This is a genomic window from Arthrobacter rhamnosi, from assembly GCF_054510975.1.
The window spans coordinates 1-25998 of record NZ_JBTNDN010000002.1 but is presented as its reverse complement, the minus strand read 5'-3'; the positions used below and the strand labels follow the sequence as shown (position 1 = coordinate 25998).

Below are 25998 nucleotides of genomic sequence, written 5' to 3'. Positions count from 1 at the left end.
GTCAGCGCAGGAACGCCGCGGCGACGCCCGCGTCCACGGGGATGTGCAGGCCCGTGGTGTGCGAGAGTTCGGCGGAGGTCAGGACGGCGACGGCGTTCGCGACGTTCTCCGGGAGCACCTCGCGCTTGAGCAGGGTGCGTTGCGCGTAGTACTCGCCCAGCTTCTCCTCCTCCACGCCGTAGACGGCGGCCCGCTTGGCGCCCCAGCCGCCGGCGAAGATGCCGGAGCCCCGGACGACGCCGTCGGGGTTGATGCCGTTGACGCGGACGCCGTATTCGCCGAGTTCCGCGGCAAGCAGGCGTACCTGGTGTGCCTGGTCCGCCTTGGTGGCGCTGTAGGCGATGTTGTTGGGGCCCGCGAACACCGAGTTCTTGGAGGAGATGTAGATGATGTCCCCGCCCATGTCCTGCTCGATCAGCACCTTCGCGGCGGCCTGCGACATGAGGAAGGAACCCTTCGCCATGACGTTGTGCTGCAGGTCCCAGTCCTTCTCGGTGGTCTCGAGGAGGGGCTTGGAGATGGACAGGCCCGCGTTGTTCACCACGAGATCGAGCCCACCGAAGGCCAGTACGGCCGCCTTCACGGCCTCCTGCACCTGCGCCGGGTCCGTGACGTCCGCCTGCACGCCGATGGCGACGTCGGAACCGCCGAGCTCCTCGGCGACCGTGCTCGCGCTGTCGATGTTGAGGTCCGCGATGACCACGCAGGCGCCCTCCGCGGCGAGGCGCGTCGCGATCGCCTTGCCGATGCCCGACGCCGCCCCCGTCACCAGGGCGATGCGCCCGGCATGTGACTTCGGCTTCGGCATCCGTGCGAGCTTGGCCTCCTCGAGGGCCCAGTACTCGATGCGGAACTTCTCGCTCTCCTCGATGGGGGAGTAGGTCGAGATGGCCTCGGCACCGCGCATCACGTTGATGGCGTTCAGGTAGAACTCCCCGGCCACCCGGGCGGTCTGCTTGTTCGCCCCGAAGGAGAACATGCCCACGCCCGGTACCAGCACGATCGCCGGGTCCGCGCCGCGCATGGCGGGTGAGTCGTCCGTCGCGTGGCGCTCGTAGTACGCGGCGTAGTCCGTCCGGTACTCGGCGTGCAGTTCACGCAGGCGCAGCAGGCAGCTCTCCACGTCGGCTTCCGCCGGGAGGTCGAGGATGAGCGGCTTGACCTTGGTGCGCAGGAAGTGGTCCGGGCAGCTCGTCCCGAGCGCGCCGAGGCGCGGGTGCGCTGTGGAGGCCAGGAAGTCCAGGACGCGGGGGTCGTCCGTGAAGTGGCCCACCTGGGCCTTGTCCGTGGAGGCGAGTCCGCGGATGGTCGGGGCGAGGGCCGCGGCCTTGGCCCGGCGCTCCTGCTCGGGCAGTGCCGCGTAGCCCTCGAGGGCGGGACCGAAGGGCTCGGCCTTGCCCTGCTCGGCGATGTAGCGTTCGGCCGTCTCGATGATCTCCAGCGAGTTCGCCTCGGCCTCGGCGGAGGTGTCGCCCCACGCTGTGATGCCGTGACCGCCGAGGATGGTGCCGATGGCCTGCGGGTTGGCCTCCTTGATGGCGGCGATATCGAGTCCGAGCTGGAAACCGGGCCGGCGCCAGGGCACCCAGACGACCTTGGGGCCGAAGATCGTGGCGGTCAGGGCCTCGCCGTCGGCGGCCGTCGCGATCGCGATGCCCGAGTCGGGATGCAGGTGGTCCACGTGCGCGGCATCGACGAGCCCGTGCATGGCCGTGTCGATGGACGGCGCCGCACCGCCCTTGCCGTGCAGTGTGTAGTCGAAGGCCGCGACCATCTCGTCCTCACGCTCCACCCCCGGGTACACAGAGCGCAGCGCCTTCATGCGGTCCAGCCGCAGGACGGCGAGCCCGGATTCCTTCAGGGTCCCGAGGTCACCACCGGAGCCCTTGACCCAGAGCAGTTCCACGTCCTCGCCGGTGGCCGGATCGAAGCCCGTGCCCTTCGCCGACGTGTTGCCGCCGGCGTAGTTCGTGTTGCGCTTGTCGGCGCCGAGCCGGTTGGAGCGCCCGATGAGCTCACTGACCGTCGGGTTCGTGGTGGAGCTGGTCGCGGGCCCTGTCGTCGTCGTCACTGTCATGCTCCCCATCCGGCCTGCTGGCCGCCCTGTCGTTCGGTGTTGATCCGGTCCTGGTAGCCGCTGGCCCGGTACTCGGCCATCGGGTCCGCCGGAAGGCCCTTGGACTCGCGCCAGGAGGCCAGGCCCGGGCGGACGTCGGTGTAGAAGGCATCCATCAGGATGGCGTTGGCGCCCAGCACGTCGCCGGACTCCTGCGCCGCGGTCAGCGCGGCACGGTCGATGAGCAGGGCCCGCGCCGTCATCTCCTGCACGTTCAGCACGGAGCGGATCTGGCCGGGGATCTTCTCCTCCAGGTTGTGGCACTGGTCGAGCATGAGTGCGATGCCGCTGGACGGGTCGAGGCCGCCGCCGCGCACCACCTCGGCCATGATCCGGAACAGCTGGAACGGATCGGCGGCACCGACGATGAGGTCGTCGTCCGCGTAGAAGCGCGAGTTGAAGTCAAAGGAGCCGAGCTTCCCGAGCCGGATCAGCTGCGCCACGATGAACTCGATGTTGGTCCCGGGTGCGTGGTGTCCGGTGTCGAGGCAGACGAGGGCCTTCTCGCCGAGCTGCAGGCAGTGGGCGTACGAGGTGCCCCAGTCGGGGACGTCCGTGTGGTAGAACGCCGGCTCGAAGAACTTGTACTCGAGGACCAGCCGCTGGTCCTCGCCGAGGCGGTCGTAGACCTTCCGCAGGGAGTCCTGCAGCCAGTCCTGGCGGGAGCGCATGTCGGCCTGGCCCGGGTAGTTGGAGCCGTCCGCGAGCCAGATCTTCAGGTCACGGGAACCGGTGACGTTCATGACCTCGATGCACTCGTACATGTGGTCGATGGCCTTGTTCCGCACTGCGGCGTCGCTGTGCGTCAGGCTGCCGAACTTGTAGTCGTCGTCCTGGAACGTGTTGCTGTTGATGGTGCCGAGCTTCATGCCGTGCTCACCCGCGAAGGACGCGAGGTTCCCGTAGTCGTCCACCTTGTCCCACGGGATGTGGAGGGCCACGCTGGGGGCGAGTCCGGTCAGCTTGTTGACCATCGCCGCGTCCGCGATCTTCTCCTCGACCGTGCGGGGGGTGCCAGGGGTCGCGAAGACCTTGAAGCGTGTTCCGGAATTTCCGTAGGCCCAGGAGGGCACCTCGATGGCGAGCTGATCCAGCTCCGCAGCGATGTCGTCGATGACAGTCATGTACTCTCTCCAGCGTGGTGGCGACCGGGTGCTCTCCGGGCGGGGGTTTCTCAGCGGACTTCCTGTACCCCGGCGGGACCCGGGAGAAGGGCGCAGAACTGGTGCGCCATTGAATCGTTTCATTGGCACGTTTCAAAGTTATCCTTGCAGAAGACCGAGTGTCAACAGTCCCGGCGCCGATCGCGATCGGCGCCGGACACGAGCTTCGAGGTACCCATGGACAGTCGACCAGTCAGCATCAAGGACGTTGCGGACCGGGCGGGTGTGGCGATCGGCACGGTGTCCAATGTGCTGAACCACCCCGCACGCGTCTCCGCCGCCACCAGGGAGCGCGTGCAGGGAGCGATCGACGAGCTCGGCTTCGTCCGCAACGATGCCGCCCGGCAACTCAGGGCGGGCCAGAGCCGCACGATCGGCCTGATCGTGCTCGACGTCGGCAACCCGTTCTTCTCCTCCCTCGCCAGGGCGGCCGAGGACTGCGCCGCCGAGAACGGCAGCACCGTGGTGCTGGGGGACAGTGGCCAGGACCCCGAACGCGAAGCCAGGTACATCGACGTCTTCGAGCAGCAGCGTGTGCAGGGCATGCTGATCTCGCCCGTCGGGGACGTGGGGCCCCGTGTCGAGGCGCTGCGCAAGCGCGGTATGCCCGTGGTGCTGGTCGACCGCGTCGACCCGCAGCGCCGCTGCAGTTCCGTATCCGTGGACGATGTCGCGGGCGGCTACATGGCCGTGCGGCACCTGCTCGAGGCGGGACGCCGGCGGATCGTCTTCGTGGGCACCCGGGCCGACTACCGCCAGGTGGCGGACCGGCTGGCAGGTGCCCGGCAGGCGGTCGACGAACACGACGGCGCGGTGCTGGAGGTGGTCGAAGCCGATGCCATGACCGTCCTCGCGGGCAGGGACGCCGGGGAGGCGATCGCGCAGCGCCGGCCGGGCGACCTGCCCGACGGCATCTTCTGTGCCAACGACCTCCTCGCGATCGGTGTCATGCAGGCGGTCCTGCTGATCCGGGGACTCCGGATCCCCGAGGACCTGGCCCTCATCGGCTACGACGACATCGATTTCTCCGCCTCGGCCGTGGTGCCCCTGACGAGTGTCCGCAAGCCGACCGAACTCATGGGACGCACCGCCGTCGAGCTCCTCCTCGAGGAGATCGAGGGTCCGGCCTCGCGGCGACGGCAGGTCATCTTCGACCCGGAACTCGTGGAGCGCGGCAGCACGACGGCACCGGTCCGCGCCGTCAGCTAGGGACTTTCCGTGCCCCGGCAGCCGGAGTAACAACTCGATCTCGGCCTGTTGACGGTGATGGGCGTCACGCCTAGTATTCGGAATGGATCGTAGCTCTGAAACGATTCATTTCTCCGGAGGAGTCGCAGTGACGCACTTTGATGGTCGTGGCAGTGAGGCCGCCGACCCGGCCGTACCGGCACGGACCCCCGTGCTGACCCTGCGGGGAGCCCTGAAGACGTTCGGCCCGGTGGTCGCCCTCGCGGACGGGACCATCGACCTCGCGGCCGGCGAGATCCACGCCCTGGTAGGGGAGAACGGCGCCGGGAAGTCCACGCTCGTGAAGATCCTCGCCGGCGTGCACCAGCCCGACGCGGGCGAATTCCTCGTCGCAGGGCAGCCCGTCAGCTTCCGCAACGTCGCCGACAGCAAGGCTGCCGGCATCTCGGTCATCTACCAGGAACCCACGCTCTTCCCGGACCTCACGGTCGCCGAGAACATCTTCATCGGACGCCAGCCCAAGGGCCGCTTCGGCCTCATCAGCCGCGTGGAAATGCGCCGCCGGGCGAAGGAGCTCTTCGACCAGCTCGGCGTCCCCATCGATCCCGACCGCGTGGCGGAGGGACTATCGATCGCCGACCAGCAGATCATCGAGATCGCTAAGGCCATCTCGCTGGACGCCCGGGTCCTGGTGATGGACGAGCCCACCGCCGCCCTCAGCGGCGTCGAGGTGGACCGCCTGTTCGCCGTCGCCCGCCGCCTGCGCGACGCCGGCAGCGGCATCCTCTTCATCTCGCACCGCTTCGACGAGGTCTTCGGCCTGTGCGACCGCATCACCGTCATGCGGGACGGCACGTACATCGCCACCCACGAGACGGGTGCGACGTCGGTCGAGGCGATCGTCCGCGAGATGGTGGGCCGGGACATCGACGCCCTGTTCCCCAAGAGCGAGACGGACGTCGGCGACGTCGTCCTGAAGGTGAGCGGGCTGACGCGGCCCGGCGTGTTCCACGACATCGACTTCGAGGTGCGGGCAGGCGAGATCGTCGCTCTGTCCGGGCTCGTGGGCGCGGGCCGCACCGAAGTGGCACGCGCCGTCTTCGGCATCGACCGGTACGAGTCGGGCACCGTCGAGATGTTCGGGCAGCGGCTGCGCGGCAAGGACCCCCGTGCGGCGATCGACGCCGGCATCGGCTTCGTCCCCGAGGACCGCCGCAAGCAGGGCCTCGTCATGGAGCTCTCCGTGGAACGCAACGCGGCCCTGACCCTGCGGCATTCGCTCGCGAGGTTCGGGCTCATCAGCGGCAGGGCCGAGCGCGAGGCAGCCCAGACCTGGGGCAAGCGGCTGCAGGTGAAGGCGGGCTCGCCCGAACACGCCGTCTCCACCCTGTCGGGCGGCAACCAGCAGAAGGTGGTCCTCGCGAAGTGGCTCGCCACGGACCCGAAGCTGCTCATCATCGACGAGCCCACGCGCGGCATCGACGTCGGCACCAAGAGCGAGGTGCACCGCCTGATCTCCGAACTCGCCGGGCGGGGGATCGCGATCCTGATGATCTCCTCCGAGCTGCCCGAGGTGCTCGGCATGGCCGACCGCGTGCTGGTCATGCGCGAGGGCCGGATCACGGGCCGGCTGGACCGCTCGGACGCCACTGCCGAAACCGTCATGCACGCCGCAACCGCATCCCTGGAGACATCGCGATGAGCCTCGACAGCAAGAGTGCGGCCCCCGCACACACCCCGTCCGAGCACGCACGGCCCTCGGCATTCGCGTCACTGATGAAGTTCCGCGAACTCCCCGTCATCTTCGCCCTCGTGGTGCTGGTCGCGGTGACCTGGGCGCTCAATCCGCTGTTCCTCAGCGAGCAGGGCATCAAGGACCTGCTGCTGAACGCGACCATCCTCATGATCCTCGCCGTCGGCCAGACCCTGGTGATCATCACGCGGAACATCGACCTCTCCGTCGGTTCGATCCTCGGACTCGTGGCGTTCGGGACGGGCAGCATCTTCGTGGCCGCGCCGGACCTGCCGATCGTCGCGGTGTTCGTGCTGGGCATGCTCTTCGGCGCGGTCCTCGGGGCCCTCAACGGCCTCCTCATCACCATCGCGAAGGTCCCGGCCCTCGTCATCACGCTCGGGACCCTCTACATCTTCCGCGGCATCAGCAACGCCTGGGCCGGCGGCACACAGTACTTCGCGGGGGACCGCCCCGAAGCCTTCGGCAACCTCTCCGTCGACACGGTCCTCGGGTTCCCGGTCATCACGCTGATCGCGGTGGTCGTCGTCGCATTCGTCGCCGTGTACATGCTCGGCACCCGCCCGGGACGCGACCTGTACGCCATCGGATCCGAGCCCGACGCAGCCCGGCTGTTCGGCATCCCCGTCCAGCGCCGCGTCCTGCTCGCCTTCGTGGTGAACGGGCTCCTGGCCGGGCTCGCCGGCGTGCTGTACGCCAGCCGCTTCAACTCGGTGGGCGCGACGACGGGATCCGGTCTCGAGCTCGACGTCGTCGCGGCCGCGGTGGTGGGCGGCGTCGCGATCTTCGGCGGCAGCGGCACGGTCTTCGGGGCCGCCGTCGGCGCCCTGCTCCTGACCACCATCACGAGTGCCCTGACAGCGCTGCGCGTCGACAAGTTCTGGCAGCAGGCCATCGTGGGCATCCTCATCCTCGCCGCCGTCGTCATCGACCGCATCGCCAGCGTGCGGTCGGCGCGGAAACTCCGGATCGCGGAGGCCCGCAATGTCTGATCCCTCAGGCGCCCGGACCATCCTCCCGCCCGAAGGGCACCGGCCGGACAACGGCTCCCCAGCGAAAGGCAGGCTCATGGCAGGAACACCTGGAAGCACCAGCCAGGGGGTCGGGAAGCGTCCGAAGCAGGCACGACAGGGCGCGGGCAAGGCCGACACCTCGAAGGTGCTGGCCGTGCCCAAGGGCCGCACGGGTGCAGCGCGGATCCTGCTCGGGCGCGACGCGGTCATGATCTACGTGCTGCTCGTCGTCGTGATCTACGCGAGCATCGTGATCCCGCGGTTCGCCTCCCCGGTCACGGTCGGGTTCCTCCTCCTCGATGTGATCCCCACCCTGCTCATCGCCCTGCCGATGACGCTCGTCATCATCTCGGGGGAGATCGACCTCTCGGTCGCCAGCATCGCGGGGCTCACGAGCGCCCTCATGGGGGTCCTCTGGCAGGGGGGCATGAACATCGGCCTCGTCCTGGCGATCTGCGTGCTGGCCGGCCTCGTCGCCGGCGCCTTCAACGGGCTGCTCATCGCCTACCTCGGCCTACCGTCCCTCGCCGTCACCATCGGCACGCTGGCGCTCTTCCGCGGCCTCGCCCTCGTGGTCATCGGCGACAACGCGGTGGCGAACTTCCCGCCGGGACTCACGGCCTTCTTCACCTCGAAGATCGGCGGGACGGGCATCCCCACGGTCATGGTCGGCGTCGTCCTGCTCATCATCGCCTTCGCCGTCGTCCTGCACTTCACGCCGTTCGGCCGCGGGCTCTTCGCCCTCGGCTACAGCAAGGAAGCGGCGACGTTCGTCGGCATCGATGTCGCCCGCTCCAAGTTCCTGCTGTACCTGGCCACCGGCACCGTGTCCGCGCTCGCCGGCATCTACTGGACCCTCCGCTACTCCAGCGCCCGCAGCGACAACGCCAGCGGCCTCGAACTCGCCGTCATCGCAGCGGTGCTGCTCGGGGGCGTCTCGATCTTCGGCGGCAAGGGCTCCATCCCGGGCGTCCTGGCCGGGGTGCTGCTGATCGGCACCATCAACTACGCCCTCAAACTGGACCGCGTCTCCGAAGTGGTCCTCATCATCGTGACGGGCTCGCTGCTCATCATCTCGGTGGTGGCGCCGAACATCGCGTCCGCCATCAAGCAGGCCCGCCACTCCCGGCGCGTCCGCACTGCTCCACTTCCCTAGGCCGTCCTCCTAGGGTTGCACCCGGCGCCGGGTTCCCAGCGCCCATCGAAAGGAAGAAACAATGAGGTTCATCCATTCCGGATCCACCGGACGACGGGCGGCATTCGCAGCCCTCGCAACCAGCGCAGCCCTGGTCCTCAGCGCCTGTGGCGGCGGTGCGGCCACCGAAGGCAGCGGCAGCGAGTCCGGCAGCGGGTCCGAGGGCGACCAGACCATCACCTTCATCCCCAAGCAACTCAACAACCCCTACACCGACGTGGTACTGGGCGGCGGCGAGGACGGCGCGAAGGAAGCAGGGTTCGCCTCCTCCGAGGTCGTCGGGCCACTGGACGCCAGCGCCTCGAGCCAGGTGTCCTTCATCAACGCCGAGACCCAGCGCGGCACCAACGTGATCGTCATCGCCGCGAACGACCCCGACGCCGTCGGGCCCGCCCTCGAGGAAGCCCGCGCGGCGGGTGCGAAGATCGTGGCGTTCGACTCGGACACCAACCCCGACTACCGCGACCTCTTCGTCAGCCAGGTCAATGCCAAGGACGTGGCCCTGATCCAGCTCGAGCTGATCTCGGAGCAGATCGGTGGAGAGGGCGAGATCGCCATCCTCTCGGCCACGGCCAACGCCACCAACCAGAACGAGTGGATCAAGTTCATGGAGGAGGAACTGAAGTCCAACCCGGATTACGCGAAGATCGAGCTCGTCGCGAAGGTGTACGGCGACGACGACGACACGAAGTCCTTCCAGGAGGCGCAGGGACTCCTGCAGGCCTACCCGGACCTGAAGGGCATCATCTCGCCCACCACGGTCGGCATCGCAGCCACCGCCCGCTACCTCTCCACCTCGGAGTACAAGGGCAAGGTCGCACTCACGGGCCTGGGCCTGCCGAACGAGATGCGCCCGTTCGTCAAGGACGGCACCGTCGAGGAGTTCGCGCTCTGGGATCCGGCACAGCTCGGATACGTGGCGGCGTTCGCCGGCAAGGCACTGGCCGACGGCGACATCACCGGGGAGACCGGTGACACCTTCGAGGCCGGGGAACTCGGCGAGCGTGAGGTCGGCGACGGCGGGATCGTCCTGGTCGGCCCGCCCACGCAGTTCAACGCGGACAACATCGACGAGTACGACTTCTAGTCGTTCCAGGGGCGGGGCGTCCTCAGGCGTCCCGCCCTTTTCCATTCCTCCCGCTTCTTCCATCCGTCGTCGCATCCGTTGTTCGAGGAGCATCCATGACCACCGATCCTCCCGCCACGTCCGCCCCGCTGGCCTTGTCCGGCCGGCTCGAACCGATCCGCCGCCGGCCAACCCGCCTCGGACTCGTCTCGGGCGGCCTCGGCGCGTACTGGCCCCAGTTTCCCGACCTCCTTCCGCAGCTGCAGGAATCGGCCCGCTATGTCACCGCCCGGTTCAACGAGCTCGACGCCGAGGTGACCGACGTCGGCTTCGTGTCCGATGCCCGCGAGGCGGCTTCCGCGGCGGAGGAGCTCCGCCGCGCGGACTGCGACCTGATCGTCATCTTCCTGACCACGTACCTGACGTCCTCGATGGTGCTGCCGATCGCCCAGCGGTCGCAGGCGCCGGTCCTCGTGATCGACCTCCAGCCGACGGAGGCCATGGACCACTCGAATTTCGACACCGGCAAATGGCTCGCCTACTGCGGCCAGTGCCCGGTGCCCGAGGTGGCCAACGTCTTCCAGCGGGCGGGTATCCCGTTCCGCTCGGTGTCCGGCCACCTGAAGCAGGAATCGGCATGGGAGCGCATCAACCAGTGGGTCCACGCGGCGGGGGTCCGCGGCAGACTGCGGCACGCCCGTCACGGCCTCATGGGCCATGTGTATCCCGGCATGCTCGACGTCTCCACCGACCTCACCACGGTGTCGACGACGTTCGGCTCGCATGTCGAGGTCCTCGAATTCGACGATCTGCGCGAGTTCGTGGGCGAGGTGACAGAGGAGCAGGTGCACGAGCGCGTGGCTCTCGCCCGGAGCCTCTTCACCGTGGACGAGTCGGTGAACGACGAGGACTTCGCCTGGGGCGCCAGGGTCTCCGTGGGGCTCGACCGGCTCGTGGCGGAATTCGACCTGGACTCCCTCGCCTACTACCACCGCGGGCTCGCGGGCGAGCAGCATGAGCGTCTCGGGGCGGGCATGATCCTCGGCGCCTCGATCCTCACCGCGCGCGGCGTGCCGATGGCCGGTGAGTACGAGCTACGGACGTCGATCGCCATGCTGGCCGCGCAGGCCATGGGAGCGGGCGGCTCCTTCACCGAGATCCAGGCACTGAACTTCTTCGACAACGTGGTGGAGATGGGCCACGACGGCCCGGCCCACCTCGCCGTCAGCGCCGCCGACCCGCTGCTGCGCGGACTCGGGGTGTATCACGGCAAGCGCGGCTGGGGCGTCTCGGTCGAGTTCGACGTGCGGCACGGCCCGGTCACGACCTTCGGCATCGGACAGGACCCGGACGGCTCCTACGTCTTCATCACGTCCGAGGGGACCGTGGTTCCCGGTCCGCTGCTGGCCATCGGCAACACGACGTCGCGCGTGGACTTCGGGGGAGACCCCGGCCTGTGGGTGGACGCCTGGAGCCAGACCGGCATCGGCCACCACTGGGCGCTCTGTGTGGGGCACCGTGCCGCCGACGTGAAGGCGGCTGCTTCCCTCCTCGGCGTCGAACATCGCCACGTCAGCCTCTGACGTCGCCCCTACGGCGTCGCCCCTCCGACGTCACCCCTTTCGAAAGGAACGACAATCGATGGAACGCGTGTGCTTCCAGCTGCAGGTCCGGCCCGAGCGGATCCCCGAGTACCGCGAGCGCCATGCCGCGATCTGGCCGGACATGGCCCGGGCGCTCAAGGAGACGGGATGGAACAACTACTCGCTGTTCCTGCGTCCGGACGGCCTGCTGATCGGCTACGTGGAATGCGAGGACTTCGCCGCCTCCCAGGCAGCCATGGCCGGGACCGAGGTCAATGCGCGGTGGCAGGCGGACATGGCGCCGTTCTTCTTGGCGCTCGACGGCCGGCCCGACGAGGGTTTCCTCCGGCTCGAGGAGGTCTTCCACCTCGAGGACCAGTTGTAGGGGTCAGGGCTGGTCCGGCAGGTGCCGGGCGACGCGCAGCAGGGTAACTGCAAGCGCCCCTGCAACCGGCGTCCACAGCAGGCGCTCGACGCGGGACCGCGAGGCCAGATTCATCACCGTGCCCACCCCCATCAGGCCCGCGGAGCCCGTGAGGATCCGGCGTTTCGTCGTCGTCCGCAGGCGTCTGTCCACCGTGACGAGGGCGAGCGCGAGGTAGGCCAGTGACGAGGCAGCGCTGGTCGCCCGGAACCTGGCGGGCAGTGTTCCGCGGTGGTAGCCGCCGTAGGCAGCCGAGCCCCACGGTGCTCCTCCCGCCAGTGCGGCCTGGAAAGCGGAGACCACCCCCAGCAGGAGGGCTGTGACTCCGGCGGTTCGTCGGATGGACCGGGGACCGGAGGATCGCGTCATGACTGGAGCCTAGCGGGAGAGGGGCCCGGAGCCACGACGGCGACCCGCCCTGATCACGTGCCTCCCCCGGTACGGGCCGCGGCCGTCACAGGAGCCAGCGCCACCACCGCGACGGTTCGGGTTCGGGGTCGGGTTCCGGTGCCGGTCCCTCGCCCAGGGCTCGGGCGGCCTCGACGAGGTCGGCCGTGGTGAGCGTCATGACGTCCTCGCGGTCCAGTGCGTCGAGGTCCCGGTCCTCGTCGAGCGAGAGCCTCAGCGCCTGGCGGTTGAGCGCCTGCTCGAACAGTGTGCGGGCGAACCGTGCGTTACCGGAGTCCTCGCCGGTGTGAAGGCCGGCGAGGATGCGGCGCAGCATCTGGTCCGCGCCCGGCTCCAGCGTGTACTCGTGCTGGGCCAGCATCTGGGAGAAGATCGTCTGGAGTGCGTCGACGGAGTAGTCGGGGAAGGTTATCTCGCGGGCGAACCGGGAGCGCAGGCCGGGGTTCGAGAGCAGGAACGCCTCCATCAGCCGCGGATAGCCGGCCACGATCACGACCAGGCGGTGGCGGTGGTCCTCCATCCGCTTGAGCAGGACCTCGATCGCCTCGGGGCCGAAGTCCGTCCGGCCGTCCTCCGGAGCCAGGGCGTAGGCCTCGTCGATGAACAGGACGCCGTCCAGTGCCCGCCGGATCACCCGGTCCGTCTTGATGGCGGTAGCGCCGACGTACTGTCCCACCAGGCCGGAGCGGTCGACCTCGACCAGGTGGCCTTTCTGCAGCAGGCCGACGGCGCGGTACATCTCGGCCAGGAGCCGCGCCACGGTGGTCTTGCCGGTACCGGGGTTCCCGAGGAACACCAGGTGCTGGGACGTGGCCACTTCCGGCAGGCCGTGCGCCTTGCGGCGGGCCTGGACCTGCAGCAGTGCGACGAGCGCCCGCACCTGTTCCTTCACGGTTTCCAGTCCCACCAGCGCGTCGAGCTCCGCCTGCACCTCGGAGAGCGGTCGGGCCGGTCCGGGCCGGGCACCGATGAGGTCGCCCATCAGGTCGTCCACCCGCTCCGAACCGGGAAGCTTGAGCTGATCGGCCAGATGGCCGATGGTTTCGCGCAGGTCATCGAGTGGATTGCGGCTGGGAGCCATGCGTTTCTCCTGTGGCGACTGGTGGCCGCGAGTGGAAAGTCCGCGGGATTTCACTGTAGTACTCCCTCCTCCCGCGGGCTCGGGCATCAGTTCCGGCCAGCCGGCGCTGTCCCTCCTCTTCCTTCCCGGAAACATCCACCTGCAGCATGGTGGCGGACCCAGGGTCCGTGGTGGAATAGGCACCCGAAGGTTCCACCCGCCCGCGCGCCGGGAACGACGCTTCACCCCGTTTCCGGTACGGGCTCCGACTCGGGAGACATCATGGTTGACCGCACAGCACCTGCCCGGAGAACGCGCGGCCGCAAGGGTTCCGGCCGCAAGCGGTGGAGCGACCTGACCGGCAGGCAGAAAGCGGGGGTGCTGGTTCTCGCCTCCGTGCAACTGTCCCTGGTGGCCTCCGCCTGGGCCGACCTGGCCACACGCCCCAGGGACCAGGTGAACGGGAACAAGGGCACCTGGGCCGCGGTCATACCGGTCAATTTCTTCGGCCCGATCCTGTACTTCTGGAAAGGGATCCGGCGCTGACGGCGGAGCCCTGCAGGGAAGTCCCCGGATCAGCCGCAGCACGAGCGGACGCGGGTGCGAGGGTCCGAGCACTCACACTTCACGGAGGAGAGATCTGATGCGCACGGTGACCTATTCGATGGGGCTCTCCCTGGACGGCTACATCGTCGGGCCGGATGGCGGTTTCGACTTCACGACACCGGATGAGGAGGTCTTCCGGTCGGCCATCGACGAGATCCGCACGGTCGACGTCCACCTGCTGGGGCGCCGACTCTACGAGACGATGCTGTACTGGGAGACCGCCGACCAGGACCCGTCGACCGATGAGGCGGAACGCGAGTGGACCGCACTCTGGAAACCACTCCCGAAGGTGGTGTTCTCCCACTCGCTCTCAGCGGTCCGGGGAAGCAACACCCGCCTGGCGTCGGGCACCCTCGCGCAGGAGATCGAGCGCCTGCGAGCGGAGCCGGCGGAGGGGGACATCGCGATCGGAGGGGCCGCGCTCGCGGAGGAGGCGGCGGCGCTGGACCTCATCGACGAGTACCGGGTCAGGGTCCACCCGGTGCTGGTGGGTGGTGGGCGCCCGTTCTTCCCCCGCCACCAGCGCCGGACGGACCTCGAGCTCGTCGGGAGCCGTGTCTTCGGTTCGGGCGTCGTCATCTCCCGCTACCGCGTGCGGCGCTGACCTCAGGAGGCAGTCATCGAGGGTGCCGATCCTCCTGCCCCGGCATCGATGCTGCGCGCCATACTGGCGGATCTCCCTCCCGGCAGCCCGTTTTGGTCGTAGTGTTCACGACGTGCGGGGCGTCTCCGTTGGATAATGCGCGGCAGTCCTCAGTACTGTTTGAGGATGGCTTCCCTCAGAAACAGCCGCGCAGCCGCGCTTCCCGCCAAGCTCTCCCGATCCTGGCTCCTGGCCTCCGCTGCTTCAGAGGACAACTTCATCCCTGCCCTCACGTCGGAGGCGGATTCGGTGGTCTTCGACATCGAGGACGCGGTCCCCGCTGCGGGCAAGGCCGAGGCCCGCGAGCGCGTGGTCGAGGCGCTGTCCACCGGCATGACCGCGTGGGTGCGCGTCAACGGCATCGAGACCGAGTACTGGGCCGATGACCTCGCTGCCCTGTCCAAGGCGCCCGGCCTGCGCGGGGTCATGCTCGCCATGACGGAGAAGCCCGAGCAGGTCACCCACACCGCCATGCGCCTGCAGGCGGGGACGCCCGTCCTCGCCCTGGTCGAATCCGCCCTCGGCATCGAGAATGCGACGGCGATCGCCAGTGCTCCCGGCACGTTCCGCCTCGCCTTCGGCGTCGGCGATTTCAGGCGCGACACGGGGGCGTCCGACGAGCCGATGGCGCTCGCCTACGCGCGGTCCAAGCTCGTCGTGGCATCACGTGTCGGGCAGTTGCCCGGCCCGATCGACGGTCCGACCGTCGGAGCCCTGGGCGACGAACTGCTCGACGCCTGCAAGGTCACCGCCTCGATGGGCATGACGGGCAAGCTGTGCCTGCGGCCCGAGGCCGCCGACACGATCAACCGCGGGCTGTCACCGAGCGAGTCCGAGATCAGCTGGGCCGCCGAACTCCTGCGCGAGCATGCCGCGGGCGCCGTCGTCGGCGACGGGTCCTACCTGCCGCGTCTTGCGCGCGCACAGAAGATCTCCTCGCTGGCTGATTCCTACGGCCTCTGGAACGCCTGACCAAAAAAACTTCCAGCTCCTTGCATCCAGATCGCCGCTCATCCGGGTAGTACCGGATGTCAGCGAAAAGTCCCCGCCACGGGACCACACCAAGGAGTAGTCATGCAAAGAAGCCTGTTTGCCATTGGAGCCGTAGCAGCCCTGGGAGCGGCATCCGTCGCTGCCCCGGCAACCGCCGCCGAAACGCCGGCCGGAGCGACCCTGTCGGTCCTCCATGGAGTGCCGGATCTCACCGTGGACGTCTATGTGAACGGCGCCCTCACGCTGGACGATTTCGCCCCGGGCACGCTGGCGGGTCCGCTCGACCTGCCGGCCGGGGACTACCAGCTGGCCATCACGGCGGCCGACGCCGCGGACGCCAGCGCGCCGGTGATCGGCCCCGTGGACGTGAAGCTCGAGGCGGGCGGGAATTACACCGCGACCGCGAACCTGGATGCCGCGGGGCAGCCCACGGCGAACTTCTACACCAATGACGTCTCGACCATCGAGGCAGGCAAGACGCGGCTGACGGTCCGCCATGTCGCAGCCGCCCCGGCTGTCGACGTCCTGGCCGGAGGCGCGGCGATCGTCCAGAACCTCGCCAATCCAGGCGAGGCCTCGCTGACCACGGATCCCGGTACGGTGTCGGCGGCTGTCGCGGCCACGGGTACCACCGCCCCCGTGATCGGCCCTGCCGACCTGAACCTCCCCGAAGGTACCTCGACGATCGTCTACGCCTGGGGAAGCCTGGAGGCCGGCAACCTCGCTCTCGCCACCCAGACGATCGAGGGCCTCCACTCGTCCCCCGGCGCCGTTCCCGGGGGCCAGTCCGGCCTTGCAGCGCAGGACGACGACGGGGCGGCCGTCGGGATGGGCGCAGTGCTCCTGGTGCTGCTCGCCGGTGCCGTAGCCGCAGCCCGTCGTCGGACCGTGCGGATCTGAAGCCGTCACGCCGGGTGGGGAGGCTGTTCGACCCTCCCCGCCCGGCCATCATCCCAGGGGAGTCCGACACCGTGCATTCCAGACAATCAGCGATCGCCGTGGCAGTTCTTGCGTCCATCCTCCTCACGGGATGTGCGCGAGGCGACGACGCGTCGGCGGACCCGGCGCCCGTGCTCACGGCGCCCCCCTCCGCGCGGCCGGGCCCCGAGGAGGGCACAGCAGCCCCCGCAGCCGACACCGCCCCGACGACCGACACCGCAGCGACGCCTCCGGCGGTCGCGCAGGTGCCCATCCAGCAGGCGGACGGTGCGCTCCAGCCTCCCGCCCCGGCCCCGGTGACCCTCGACATCGCCGGCACGGACATCTCCGTGAGCGTCGTGGGCGTCGGGATCGAGGAGAACGGCGCCATGGAGATCCCGGACAGCTTCTACGAGGCGGGGTGGTACCGGTACGGCCCGGCACCCGGAGCGAAGGCCGGGAATGCGGTGATCGCCGCCCACGTCGACAGCCTCACGGAGGTGATGCCCTTCGCCCAGCTGAAGGACGTGCCGATCGGGACCACCGTCACGGTCGGGCTGGAGGACGGACGGTCGTTGACCTACGCCGTCTCCGATGTGCGCAACGTCCCGAAGGCCACGCTGAACGGATCGGAGATCTTCGAGCGCGGCGGTGACCACGAACTGAAAATCATCACCTGCGGGGGTGAATGGCTGTCGGAGATAGGAGACTATGAGGATAATGTGGTGCTCACGGCCCTACCGCTCTGAGTCTCGGGGGACAGGAGCCGAGGATCGCAGGACGTCGCATCGGTGCGGCCCCGGCTTGAGGAGTCACACATGGCAGCTCCTGACCCTGAGTGGACGAGGCAACTCGACCTGCAGTTCTCCGCGGGGGACGAGCACGCCATGGCCACCGCTTACGGGTGCTTCTCCCCGCTCGTCTACACTATCGCCCTCCGGTCCCTGCGGGACAGTGGGGCAGCGGCCGACATCACCCAGGACGTCTTCGTCAGGGCGTGGCGATCCCGGGACAGCTTCGATCCGCAGTCGGGTCCTCTGCCGGCATGGATCGTGGGGATCTGCCGGAACGTCATCCTCGATCATCTGTCGGCCAGGAGCAGGCAGGAGCGCCTGGTGGTACGGGCGGGATTCGCCCCCGAAACCGGCGCGGCACTCGATTCCGGCGTCGACACCATCGCCGACCGCGTTGTCCTCGCATCGGAGCTCGAACGGCTCGGAGAACCCCAGGGGTCAATCCTCAGGCTGGCCTTCTACGAAGACCTCACCCACCAGCAGATCTCTGCGAGGATGAATCTTCCGCTGGGAACCGTCAAGAGCCACATCCGAAGGAGTCTCGTGCACCTACGCAATCGATTGGAGGAGTGGGATGCAGCATCTTGACCCGGACGCCGCCGGCCTGGCCGCGCTGGGTGAGCCACTCGACCTCCGGTCGCAGGAGCATCTGGGGCAGTGCAGCACCTGTTCCGCCGAGGTGGACGCCCTTCGCCGTGTCGTCACCACCGCGAAGGCCGAGGGGCCGGTGACCGTCCTCGAACGTCCGAGCCCGGCCGTCTGGGACGCGATCAAGACCGAACTCGGCCTGCCCGCCGAGCTGGGGGTGGACGGTGCGGCATCGGCCCCCGAACCGTCGGGGAACGTACGCCCCCTGGTGGCGGCCCGGGACGAGGGCGGCAGGCGGCGGCAGTTCTCCGCCCGCTGGCTGGCGGTCGCCGCCGGCATCGGGATCCTCGTGGGTGGGGGAGCGCTGTGGGGGCTGGAATCGCTGCGTGCGGACGAGAAGGGTGTGGTGCTGGCCCAGGCCGAGCTGGAACCCCTGCCCGGCTTCTCGGGGTCCGGGGAAGCGACCGTCTCCCGCGCCGACGACGGTACCCGAAGCCTCGACGTCGACCTGACGGGGGCCACTCCGGAGGGGTACAGGCAGGTGTGGCTGATAGCCCCCGACCTGCAGGAGATGTACAGCGTCGGGCTCATGGACGCGGATCACGCCAGCTTCGCCGTGCCCACCGACATCGATCTGGCGAGGTATCCCATCGTCGACGTCTCGGACGAGCCGCTGGACGGCAACCCCGCCCATTCCAGCATCAGCATGGTCAGGGGCACCATTCACGCCGCGAGCAGCTGAGGGCCAGGGTCAGTAGGCCAGGGCGCGCTGCTCCGAGCCGCTGATCCTCGAGGTGCCGCCGCAGTTCGTGCAGACCTGCAGGCGTGTCTTCTTGAGGGTGAGGAGCGGGATGAAGAACACCGAGAGCTTCGTCTTGCGCTGGATCACCTGCTGGGGTGCGTGCATCCTGCAGTAGCGGCAGGTGGCTGAGCGCGTGAACTGGAGGTGCTCACGTGTGGTGAGGCCGAAGAGGAAGAACATTCATCCACAGTAACGGGCCGAGGGTGCAGTAGAAAGCACCCTTAGTATTCCTGCCGCAGCATCCCCGCGTGGTACCTAGGGCCGACGGAAGCGGTTGACCTGGGGGCAGTCGAAGGGATCGCGCGCGGCGAGGCCGACGCGGTTCAGGTAGGACACCACGGCTCCGTAGGATGCCGCGACGCCCACCTCGGTGTAGGGCACGCGGAGGCGCTCGCAGTGCTCCCGGACGATGACGGCGGCGCGGCGGAGGTGCGGGCGCGGCATGTCGGGGAAGAGGTGGTGCTCGATCTGGAAGTTCAGGCCGCCGAAGGCGTTGTTGACGAAGGACCCGCCGCGGATGTTGCGCGAGGTGAGGACCTGCTTCTGGAAGAAGTCCAGCGTGCTGTCCTTCGGCACCACGGGCATGCCCTTGTGGTTCGGCGCGAAGCTCGCGCCCATGTAGATGCCGAATACCGCCAGCTGGACGCCCAGGAAGGCGAAGGCCAGGCCGACGGGGAGGAACCAGAACAGGATGCCGAGGTAGGCGCCGAAGCGTGCCCCGAGCAGCGCCAGTTCCACCCAGCGGCCCTTGATGGTGCGGCGGGAGAACAGGGTGCTGATGGAACGGGCGTGCAGGTTGATGCCCTCCAGGGTCAGGAGGGGGAAGAAGAGGTAACCCTGGCGCCGCGTGATCCACGCTTGCAGGCCGCGGGCTTTGGCGGCGTCCTCCTCGAGGAACGAGATGGTGTCCACCTCGATGTCCGGGTCCTTGCCCCGGGTGTTGGGGTCGTTGTGGTGGCGGGTGTGCTTGTCCATCCACCACGCGTAGCTGATGCCGACGACACCGGCTGCGAGGATGCGCCCGGACCAGTCGTTGGCGCCCCGGGTCCTGAAGATCTGGCGGTGCGAGGCCTCATGGGCCAGGAAGGCGATCTGCGTGAGGACGACCCCGAGCACGGCCGCGACCAGGAGCTGGAACCACGTGTCGCCCAGGAGCGCGAAGCCCGTCCAGGCCGCGCCCATGGCCAGGGCCAGGACCGCGAACACAGAGACGTAGAATCGCCGACGGCGGTTCAGGAGGCCCTCCTTGCGGACCTGCTTGAGCAGGACGGAGTAGGAGGCGACGATGTCGTTCGGCTTGGAGATGCGGACGGTGCGCGGGGCAGCGGTAACGCTCATGGGGGTCCCTGGGGGTAGCGGTAGGCTTCCCAGCCGGGGTGGGGTGCTAACCCGCAGATGCCCCCACTCTACGGGAGCACCCTGCGCGGGACCTGATTCCGGGCCATCCGATCAATGCGTGCCGGCTTCCCCGGGCGCATCGTAGTGGCCCGGCCATTCCCTGACGGGAATGCGGGTGATGGTGCGGATCCTGCCCGCGGTTCCCCACTCGTTCCTGCCGAGCCTCGAGAGCGGCTTCAGGGCGTCGATGGACGGGAGGTCGCCGTCGAGCACGTCGTCGGACACCACGGCGTGCAGCACCTCGCCGAAGACGAGTGTGCAGTCGCCCATGTCCTGGATCAGGTGTAGCCGGCACTCGAGGGCTACGGGTGATTCGAGGACGCGCGGCGGGCGCACGGTGGCGCTGGGCTCCCGGGTGAGGCCGACGGCGTCGAACTCGCTGACGTCGGGCGGGAAGTCGGTGCCGGTGGCATTGACGGCCTCGAACAGGTCCTCGGGCGTGAAGCTGACCACGAACTCGCCCGTGGCTTCGATGTTGCGGACGGAGTCCTTGCGGCCCACGGAGGTGAACTGGATGATCGGCGGATTGACCGAGGCGACCGTGAAGAACGAATGCGGCGCGAGGTTGTCCACCCCGTCCGCGGACGTCGACGAGACCCACGCGATGGGGCGCGGGACGACGACGGAGGTGAGGAACCTGTAGAAGGCGCGGCTCGCTTCCGGGTCCGGCACGACGTCCCTGCGCATGGCTAGGACTTCGCCGTGAGGAGGTCCCGGAGGCTGAGCGGCCGGCGCCCCGTGAGGCGTTCGACGTCGGGTGTCACCTCAGCCATCTCGCCACGGGCGATGGCCGTGTAGGTGCTGATCCAGGCCTCTACCTCCCAGCGCGGGGCGCCGTGGTGGGCGCGGGACGCGAGGGCCTCCTCGTAGGTCTCGTCCTCGAACCGGACCGTGGCGGGCGTGAGCTCGGTGATGAGTGCCGCGACCTCGGCCAGGGTGAAGGCTTCCGGTCCGGTGAGGTGGTACGCCGTGTTGACATGCGCGTCGGGTGCCCGCAGTACCGCAGCGGCGGAACGGGCGACGTCGGCCTGGGCGACTGCGGACAGCAGTCCGTTCCCGGCCGGTCCGTGGATGACGCCGTCTTCGGCGAAGGCGGGCACGACATCGAGGTACAGGTTGTCGCGGAGGAATGTCCACGCCATGCCGGACCGGCGGATGTGCTCCTCCGTGTACCAGTGGTCGCGCCCGAGGAGGAACGTCGCGTCGGAAGCGGCGCCGAGGAAGGAGGTGTAGACGATGTGCTGGACACCCGCTCGTTTCGCTGCATCGATGAAGGTGCGGTGGGTGGCGACGCGGTCCGCTTCCTCGGCGGCCGACACCATGAACAGGAGGTCGACGCCGGCGAGTGCCTCCACGGACGTGTCGAAGTCCGCGTAGGTGGTCTGACGCACGATCGCCTCGGGCAGGTGCTGCGCGCGGTCCGGCGACCGGACCGGCAGGATCAGCGGCACCCCTTCCGCTGCGAGGGTGCGGGCGACCTGGCCACCCACGGTGCCGGTTGAACCTGTGACTGCGATGCGCTGCTCCATGTCCCTTCCAGCCACGGGGAGGCGGGGATTATTTCCGCCTGCCCGGGAAGGCGACGACCAGGCGTGCTCGGTCCTCCGGGTTGCGCCCAGTAGAGTCGGGTTATGAAATTGTTTTTCCGTCAGGTGATATCGGGCTGGAGGCTCGGTCAGTGAGAGGTGTGCGGTTGTGACGTCGGTCAGCCTTTTCTACGTGGGCGCTGCACTTCTTCTCAACGGCCTTGCCTCCCTGGGTTTCCTGCCGGTGCGCGGTGCGGCGCTGATGAACATTCTCGTCGGGCTCCTCCAGTGCACGGTCCCTCTTCTGGTGCTCGCCCACCCGGAGGCGGGCATGGGGGAGAACCAGCAGGCCTTTCCACTGTTCCTCTTCGGGTTCACCTATCTCTCGATCGGGATCTCGGATCTTGCTGGTCTGCCGCAGGAAGGTACCGGGTGGTTCGCCCTCTTCGTGGCCGGTGCAGCAGGGTATCTTGCCTGGGACACCTGGTCCGACGATGCTGGGCTCGGGGTCTTGTGGATGGCGTGGGCAGCGCTGTGGGTCCTGCTCTTTTCGCAGTTCGCCCTGCACGTGAAGTGGCTTTCCATGTTCGCCGGCTGGTTGACGGTCCTGTGGGCATTGCCGACCACCACCGTTCCGGCAGCCCTGATGCTCAGTGGCCGCTGGGTTGCAGGACCGGGCACGGCCTGGCTCGCCCTGAGCGTTCTTGCTCTACTGGCTGGCGTTGCGTGGGTCGCGGCTCTTCAGCGGTGGTCGGGATCTGCCGGCCGGCACCGACCATACGACGACGCGTTGCAACGGGAGGTGGGACCGTGAGACGGGCCGCGGTCCGGGTCGGGCAGGTCGTGAGTGCGATCCTGCTGGTGTCGATGGTTTCCTGTTCGGCCTCCGAGGGGTCTGTGGCCCCGCCGTCACGGACGTCGAATCCGCGTCCCTCAGTGAGCAACGGGCCCCTTCCTCCTGCAGGGCAGACCGCACCGGCGCCAGTGGCAGAACCGGTTCCAACAGCGGGTCACCGGTTACGCTCCCTGGTGCTGGCAACGGAGGCCACCAGTTCTACCGTCGCCGTCCTGGACCCTGCTGCGGTCAACCGTGAGGTTGTGGCGCGGATCGAGGTAGGACCGGCTCCCTGGGATGTTGCAGTATCGGAAGCCACCGGGCAGGCAGTCGTCTCTACGGCTGTTGGTCTGACGGTGATCGACCTCGGTGTGCAGGAAGCGATTCGGACCATTCCGTACACCTTCGGGCCGGATCAGGTTCTGTACGGTGAGTATCGTCCGGGCGGAACGGGTGTCGCGATCTCGCCGGATGGGCGTTTCGGTTACGTGGCGGTCGTAAGAACTACCGGGGCGGCCGTCGTGGAGAAGATCGATCTTCGGGACGGGTCGCGGGAGGGCTGGGTCGAGGTGGGCCAGCGGCCCTTCGACATCGTCCTGTCAGCCGATGGGGCGGAGCTGTACTCGATCAACCATGACAGCTTCTCGGTGCACATCATCCAGACCTCATCGATGGGCGCAGTGGAGGTTGCGATCGCGCCTTTCGGGACCGAAGGGGGATTGGCATCATGGGAGAAACCTCATTACGGTGCATTGGCGGCTGACGGTTCCCTGCTTCTGCCTTTTCAGGGCAGGACCCTGGCGATCCTTGATCCAGCGACGGCATCGACGCGACTCGAGCTCATGACCGCGAATTCACACCAGCACGGTGCCGCCCTTACCCAAGGAAATACCAGTCTGCTCGTGGTGGGAACCGGGTCCTTCGGGAACGCAACGGGAACCCCGAACCTGACGGTGCGGGACCTGGCCGCCGGATCCGAGGTGGTCATACCGTTGCAGCGGCTCCACGAGAACGTGCTCCCCTGGTCACCTGCGGTGGGAGGTTCCGAGTACGCGCTTCTCTCCGGGGGTTACACGAGGGATGGATTCTGGGACGGTCTGACGATGATCGATCTGGCAACGCTCGAGCAGCACGAGATTCTCGGAGTGAAGAGGCCTCAGGCCCTGGCCGTCTTCATGGACGGAGCCGACGGCCGGTAGGGCGAGGTCGCGCGGGCCTCGAGGTCCGTGACGGTGGGATCCAGGAGCCAGTGGTCGGTCGTGCAGTGATCGCTGTCCTATCGTCCGGGCGAACGGTGTTCGTCAGCCTCTACCGATGAATGGCATTCCGGAGGCGGTGATGGTCAGACTGTTGATGTTGGCCTCTGGCGGCATGGTCGCCATCAGTGTTACGGCCCGTGCTGCCTGATGGACGTCGAACGTGGGTTCGACGGTGCGGGTTCCGTCCGCTTGCAGAGCGCCACTATCGACGCCCAAGGTGCCCATCATGCCCGTGGAGGCGTTGCCGATGTCGATCTGGCCCGCAGTGATGCCGAAACTCCGGCCCTCGAGATCGATGCTTCTCGTCAGCGCCGTCACAGCACTTTTCGTCATGGCATAGGTGGCTGCGTGGGGGCGCGGTGCGTGGGCTGCTATCGAGCCGTTGTTGATGATCCGCCCGCCTGAGGGTTGCTGTCGTTTCATGGTTCGGATCGCCTCAGCTGCGCAGAGGAAAGCCCCTGTCTGGTTGACCTGTACGACCTGCAGCCATTCCGTCATGGTGATGTCCTCCAGCGGCTTCGATGGTCCTGTGATGCCGGCGTTGTTGAAGAGCAGGTCCACCCTGCCCCACCGGGCGCGTGCCGCCGCGAAGAGAGCCGCTACATCGTGGGGCGAGGCTACATCCGTGGGTACGCAGAGGGCGTTGTCCATGCCGGATGCGCTCTCCTGGAGTGAGGTGAACGTCCGGCCGGCGAGGACGACGTTGAACCCCACTTCATGCAACTGCTGTGCGACAGCACGACCGATGCCGGACCCGGCACCGGTCACGACTGCAGTTCCGAGCTTCGGGGACGGTCCGGTGTGTACGGGGCCGGCCACGGGTTGAATCGCAGAGGCATGCGCCGGAGAGGGTATGGCCCCATCGAGAGGCGCGCCGGCCGGCCGCGGGGGAGGAAGGGAACCCGGGAGCATCCGGGCAGGAGCAGCGTGGGATGTGGGCTCTGGCATACCGGACGTCCTTCAGATGCGGGTCTACAGGCGATGCGCGGCGTCTCGCTGTTCTGCCGGGCAGCAATCACTGTATCTTGTATCACGGAATAATAATTCCGATGAGCGAAATCTGGTGATCCTGATCGCTCAACGTCTAGGAGAGGGTCTGATGAGCGTCACTGACGATGTTTCAGAAATTTTGAGCGGGTTGACCGTCGGTAAGCCCGATGGGGATCCGGAAGAGACCGCGGAGTGGATCGAATCCCTCGACCAGCTGATTCGCACCCAGGGCACCGAGCGCGCGCAGTACATCATGCGTTCGTTGCTGCAGCGTGCCGGTGCGCAGTCCGTGGGCGTGCCCATGGTCACGACGACGGATTATGTGAACACCATCCCGGCGGATCAGGAACCGGAGTTCCCCGGGGATGAGGAGATCGAGCGGAAGTACCGTGCGTGGATGCGCTGGAACGCCGCGGTCATGGTCCACCGCGCGCAGCGACCGGAGATCGGCGTGGGCGGGCACATCTCCACCTACGCGGGCGCGGCGACGCTGTATGAGGTCGGGTTCAATCATTTCTTCAAGGGCAAGGACCACCCCGGTGGCGGGGATCAGGTCTTCTTCCAGGGGCACGCGTCGCCGGGCATGTACGCGCGGGCGTACCTCGAGGGCCGCCTGAGCGAGGACGACCTCGACGGGTTCCGGCAGGAGAAGTCCAAGGAGGGCTCGGCGTTGTCCTCGTATCCGCATCCGCGCCTGATGCCGGAGTTCTGGGAGTTCCCGACCGTGTCGATGGGCATCGGGCCGATGAACGCGATCTACCAGGCGCAGTCCAACCGGTACCTGCACAACCGCGGGTTCAAGGACACCTCGGAGCAGCAGGTCTGGGCGTTCCTGGGCGATGGTGAGATGGACGAGCCGGAGTCGCGGGGTCTGCTGCAGCTGGCCGCGAACGAGAAGCTCGACAACCTGAACTTCGTGATCAACTGCAACCTGCAGCGCCTGGACGGGCCGGTGCGCGGTAATGGCAAGATCATGCAGGAACTCGAGGCGTTCTTCCGCGGTGCCGGCTGGAACGTCATCAAGGTCGTGTGGGGGCGTGAGTGGGATGCGCTGCTGGAGAAGGACGATTCCGGTGCGCTGGTGGAGATCATGAACCAGACGCCCGACGGCGACTACCAGACCTACAAGGCCGAGTCCGGCGGGTTCGTGCGCGATCATTTCTTCGGTAAGTCCCCCGAGGCCAAGGCCATGGTCGAGGACCTCTCGGATGATGAGATCTGGAACCTCAAGCGCGGCGGGCACGACTACCGCAAGGTCTACGCCGCTTACAAGGCCGCCACGGAGTTCAAGGGCAAGCCCACCGTCATCCTCGCCAAGACCGTCAAGGGCTACGGCCTGGGCCCGCACTTCGAGGGCCGCAACGCGACCCACCAGATGAAGAAACTCACCAACGCCGACCTCAAGGCGTTCCGTGACCACCTGCGCATCCCGGTCACCGACGAGCAGATCGACGACGACCTCTACAACGCGCCGTACTACCACCCGGGCGCCGACGCCCCGGAGATCAAGTACCTGCTCGAGCGCCGCCGCGAGCTCGGCGGGTTCGTGCCCGAACGGCGCACCAGGCACACCGACGTCGTGCTGCCCGGGGACAAGGCGTACGAGACGGCCAAGCGGGGTTCGGGCAAGCAGGCGGCCGCGACCACGATGGCGTTCGTGCGGATCCTGAAGGACCT

At 68.0% G+C, this 25998-nt stretch carries 25 protein-coding genes and 1 pseudogene; 17 read left to right on the top strand and 9 right to left on the bottom strand.

Annotation, left to right across the window (positions count from 1 at the left end; genetic code table 11):
• Nucleotide 1 precedes the first annotated feature (1 nt).
• Nucleotides 2–2077 (bottom strand): bifunctional aldolase/short-chain dehydrogenase, encoded by a 2076-nt coding sequence (locus ACX80J_RS04455; RefSeq protein WP_459346972.1) that lies wholly within the window; start codon nt 2075–2077, stop codon nt 2–4.
• On the bottom strand, nt 2074–3240 hold the full coding sequence (gene rhaI, locus ACX80J_RS04450; protein WP_459346971.1) for an L-rhamnose isomerase: 1167 nt from the start codon (nt 3238–3240) through the stop codon (nt 2074–2076). The genes ACX80J_RS04455 and rhaI overlap by 4 nt, the downstream gene beginning before the upstream one ends.
• Nucleotides 3241–3456: 216 nt before the next feature.
• Between rhaI and ACX80J_RS04445 the strand changes: the two genes are divergently transcribed.
• From ACX80J_RS04445 to ACX80J_RS04415, 7 genes are all read left to right on the top strand, one after another.
• Nucleotides 3457–4488, top strand: coding sequence for a LacI family DNA-binding transcriptional regulator (locus tag ACX80J_RS04445; RefSeq protein WP_459346970.1), 1032 nt, complete (start codon nt 3457–3459; stop codon nt 4486–4488).
• A gap of 127 nt (nt 4489–4615) precedes the next feature.
• Nucleotides 4616–6169: a sugar ABC transporter ATP-binding protein gene (locus tag ACX80J_RS04440; protein WP_459346969.1), complete on the top strand. Its 1554-nt coding sequence runs from the start codon at nt 4616–4618 to the stop codon at nt 6167–6169.
• Nucleotides 6166–7212 carry an ABC transporter permease gene (locus tag ACX80J_RS04435; protein WP_459346968.1) on the top strand — a complete coding sequence of 349 codons (1047 nt, stop codon included), beginning with the start codon at nt 6166–6168 and terminating at the stop codon, nt 7210–7212. The genes ACX80J_RS04440 and ACX80J_RS04435 overlap by 4 nt, the downstream gene beginning before the upstream one ends.
• Nucleotides 7205–8389, top strand: a complete 1185-nt coding sequence (locus ACX80J_RS04430) for an ABC transporter permease (RefSeq protein WP_459346967.1) — start codon at nt 7205–7207, stop codon at nt 8387–8389. The genes ACX80J_RS04435 and ACX80J_RS04430 overlap by 8 nt, the downstream gene beginning before the upstream one ends.
• Before the next feature lie 61 nt (nt 8390–8450).
• Nucleotides 8451–9515, top strand: a complete 1065-nt coding sequence (gene rhaS / locus ACX80J_RS04425; RefSeq protein WP_459346966.1) for a rhamnose ABC transporter substrate-binding protein — start codon at nt 8451–8453, stop codon at nt 9513–9515.
• Nucleotides 9516–9610: 95 nt separating this feature from the next.
• The gene (locus ACX80J_RS04420) at nt 9611–11077 is read left to right on the top strand and encodes an arabinose isomerase (RefSeq protein WP_459346965.1); all 1467 of its coding nucleotides are present in this window, start codon (nt 9611–9613) and stop codon (nt 11075–11077) included.
• A 58-nt stretch (nt 11078–11135) separates the two neighbouring features.
• Nucleotides 11136–11462 carry an L-rhamnose mutarotase gene (locus ACX80J_RS04415; RefSeq protein WP_459346964.1) on the top strand — a complete coding sequence of 109 codons (327 nt, stop codon included), beginning with the start codon at nt 11136–11138 and terminating at the stop codon, nt 11460–11462.
• A 3-nt stretch (nt 11463–11465) separates the two neighbouring features.
• Here ACX80J_RS04415 and ACX80J_RS04410 read toward each other — a convergent pair whose 3' ends face one another.
• The gene (locus ACX80J_RS04410; protein WP_459346963.1) at nt 11466–11870 is read right to left on the bottom strand and encodes a hypothetical protein; all 405 of its coding nucleotides are present in this window, start codon (nt 11868–11870) and stop codon (nt 11466–11468) included.
• Between the two features lie 85 nt (nt 11871–11955).
• Nucleotides 11956–12990, bottom strand: coding sequence for an AAA family ATPase (locus ACX80J_RS04405; RefSeq protein WP_459346962.1), 1035 nt, complete (start codon nt 12988–12990; stop codon nt 11956–11958).
• Between the two features lie 261 nt (nt 12991–13251).
• On the opposite strand from ACX80J_RS04405, the gene ACX80J_RS04400 reads away from it, so the two are divergent.
• The 7 genes from ACX80J_RS04400 (at nt 13252) to ACX80J_RS04370 (ending at nt 18253) form a co-directional block, all read left to right on the top strand.
• The gene (locus tag ACX80J_RS04400) at nt 13252–13515 is read left to right on the top strand and encodes a hypothetical protein (RefSeq protein ID WP_459346961.1); all 264 of its coding nucleotides are present in this window, start codon (nt 13252–13254) and stop codon (nt 13513–13515) included.
• A 97-nt stretch (nt 13516–13612) separates the two neighbouring features.
• Nucleotides 13613–14179: a dihydrofolate reductase family protein gene (locus ACX80J_RS04395; RefSeq protein WP_459346960.1), complete on the top strand. Its 567-nt coding sequence runs from the start codon at nt 13613–13615 to the stop codon at nt 14177–14179.
• A gap of 165 nt (nt 14180–14344) precedes the next feature.
• Nucleotides 14345–15190, top strand: coding sequence for an HpcH/HpaI aldolase/citrate lyase family protein (locus ACX80J_RS04390; RefSeq protein WP_301225073.1), 846 nt, complete (start codon nt 14345–14347; stop codon nt 15188–15190).
• Between the two features lie 102 nt (nt 15191–15292).
• Nucleotides 15293–16111 (top strand): DUF4397 domain-containing protein, encoded by an 819-nt coding sequence (locus ACX80J_RS04385; protein ID WP_459346959.1) that lies wholly within the window; start codon nt 15293–15295, stop codon nt 16109–16111.
• Nucleotides 16112–16209: 98 nt separating this feature from the next.
• The gene (locus ACX80J_RS04380; RefSeq protein ID WP_459346958.1) at nt 16210–16878 is read left to right on the top strand and encodes a class F sortase; all 669 of its coding nucleotides are present in this window, start codon (nt 16210–16212) and stop codon (nt 16876–16878) included.
• Nucleotides 16879–16947: 69 nt separating this feature from the next.
• Nucleotides 16948–17511, top strand: a complete 564-nt coding sequence (locus ACX80J_RS04375) for an RNA polymerase sigma factor (RefSeq protein WP_459345403.1) — start codon at nt 16948–16950, stop codon at nt 17509–17511.
• Complete coding sequence (locus ACX80J_RS04370; protein ID WP_459345402.1) at nt 17498–18253, top strand: anti-sigma factor; 756 nt, start codon at nt 17498–17500, stop codon at nt 18251–18253. Before ACX80J_RS04375 ends, ACX80J_RS04370 begins: the two co-directional genes overlap by 14 nt.
• A gap of 9 nt (nt 18254–18262) precedes the next feature.
• On the opposite strand, the gene ACX80J_RS04365 is transcribed toward ACX80J_RS04370, so the two are convergent.
• The 4 genes from ACX80J_RS04365 to ACX80J_RS04350 all read right to left on the bottom strand — a co-directional run bounded on the left by ACX80J_RS04365 (nt 18263) and on the right by ACX80J_RS04350 (nt 21240).
• Complete coding sequence (locus ACX80J_RS04365) at nt 18263–18493, bottom strand: zinc-ribbon domain-containing protein (RefSeq protein ID WP_459346957.1); 231 nt, start codon at nt 18491–18493, stop codon at nt 18263–18265.
• Nucleotides 18494–18568: 75 nt separating this feature from the next.
• Nucleotides 18569–19651: a fatty acid desaturase family protein gene (locus ACX80J_RS04360; RefSeq protein WP_459346956.1), complete on the bottom strand. Its 1083-nt coding sequence runs from the start codon at nt 19649–19651 to the stop codon at nt 18569–18571.
• 111 nt (nt 19652–19762) lie between these two features.
• The gene (locus tag ACX80J_RS04355) at nt 19763–20398 is read right to left on the bottom strand and encodes a flavin reductase family protein (protein WP_459346955.1); all 636 of its coding nucleotides are present in this window, start codon (nt 20396–20398) and stop codon (nt 19763–19765) included.
• Between the two features lie 2 nt (nt 20399–20400).
• Entirely contained in the window at nt 20401–21240 is an 840-nt protein-coding gene (locus ACX80J_RS04350) for an SDR family oxidoreductase (RefSeq protein ID WP_459346954.1), read from the bottom strand.
• 166 nt (nt 21241–21406) lie between these two features.
• Here ACX80J_RS04350 and ACX80J_RS04345 point away from each other — a divergent pair, with 166 nt between their 5' ends.
• A complete protein-coding gene (locus ACX80J_RS04345) occupies nt 21407–22051 on the top strand; it encodes an AmiS/UreI family transporter (protein ID WP_459346953.1) in 645 nt (214 codons plus the stop codon).
• Between the two features lie 215 nt (nt 22052–22266).
• On the top strand, nt 22267–23271 hold the full coding sequence (locus tag ACX80J_RS04340) for a YncE family protein (protein ID WP_459346952.1): 1005 nt from the start codon (nt 22267–22269) through the stop codon (nt 23269–23271).
• A 102-nt stretch (nt 23272–23373) separates the two neighbouring features.
• On the opposite strand, the gene ACX80J_RS04335 is transcribed toward ACX80J_RS04340, so the two are convergent.
• Nucleotides 23374–24150, bottom strand: a complete 777-nt coding sequence (locus ACX80J_RS04335; RefSeq protein WP_459346951.1) for an SDR family oxidoreductase — start codon at nt 24148–24150, stop codon at nt 23374–23376.
• A gap of 280 nt (nt 24151–24430) precedes the next feature.
• Between ACX80J_RS04335 and ACX80J_RS04330 the strand changes: the two are divergent.
• Nucleotides 24431–25998, top strand: a pseudogene (locus tag ACX80J_RS04330) (pyruvate dehydrogenase (acetyl-transferring), homodimeric type); the annotation flags it as partial.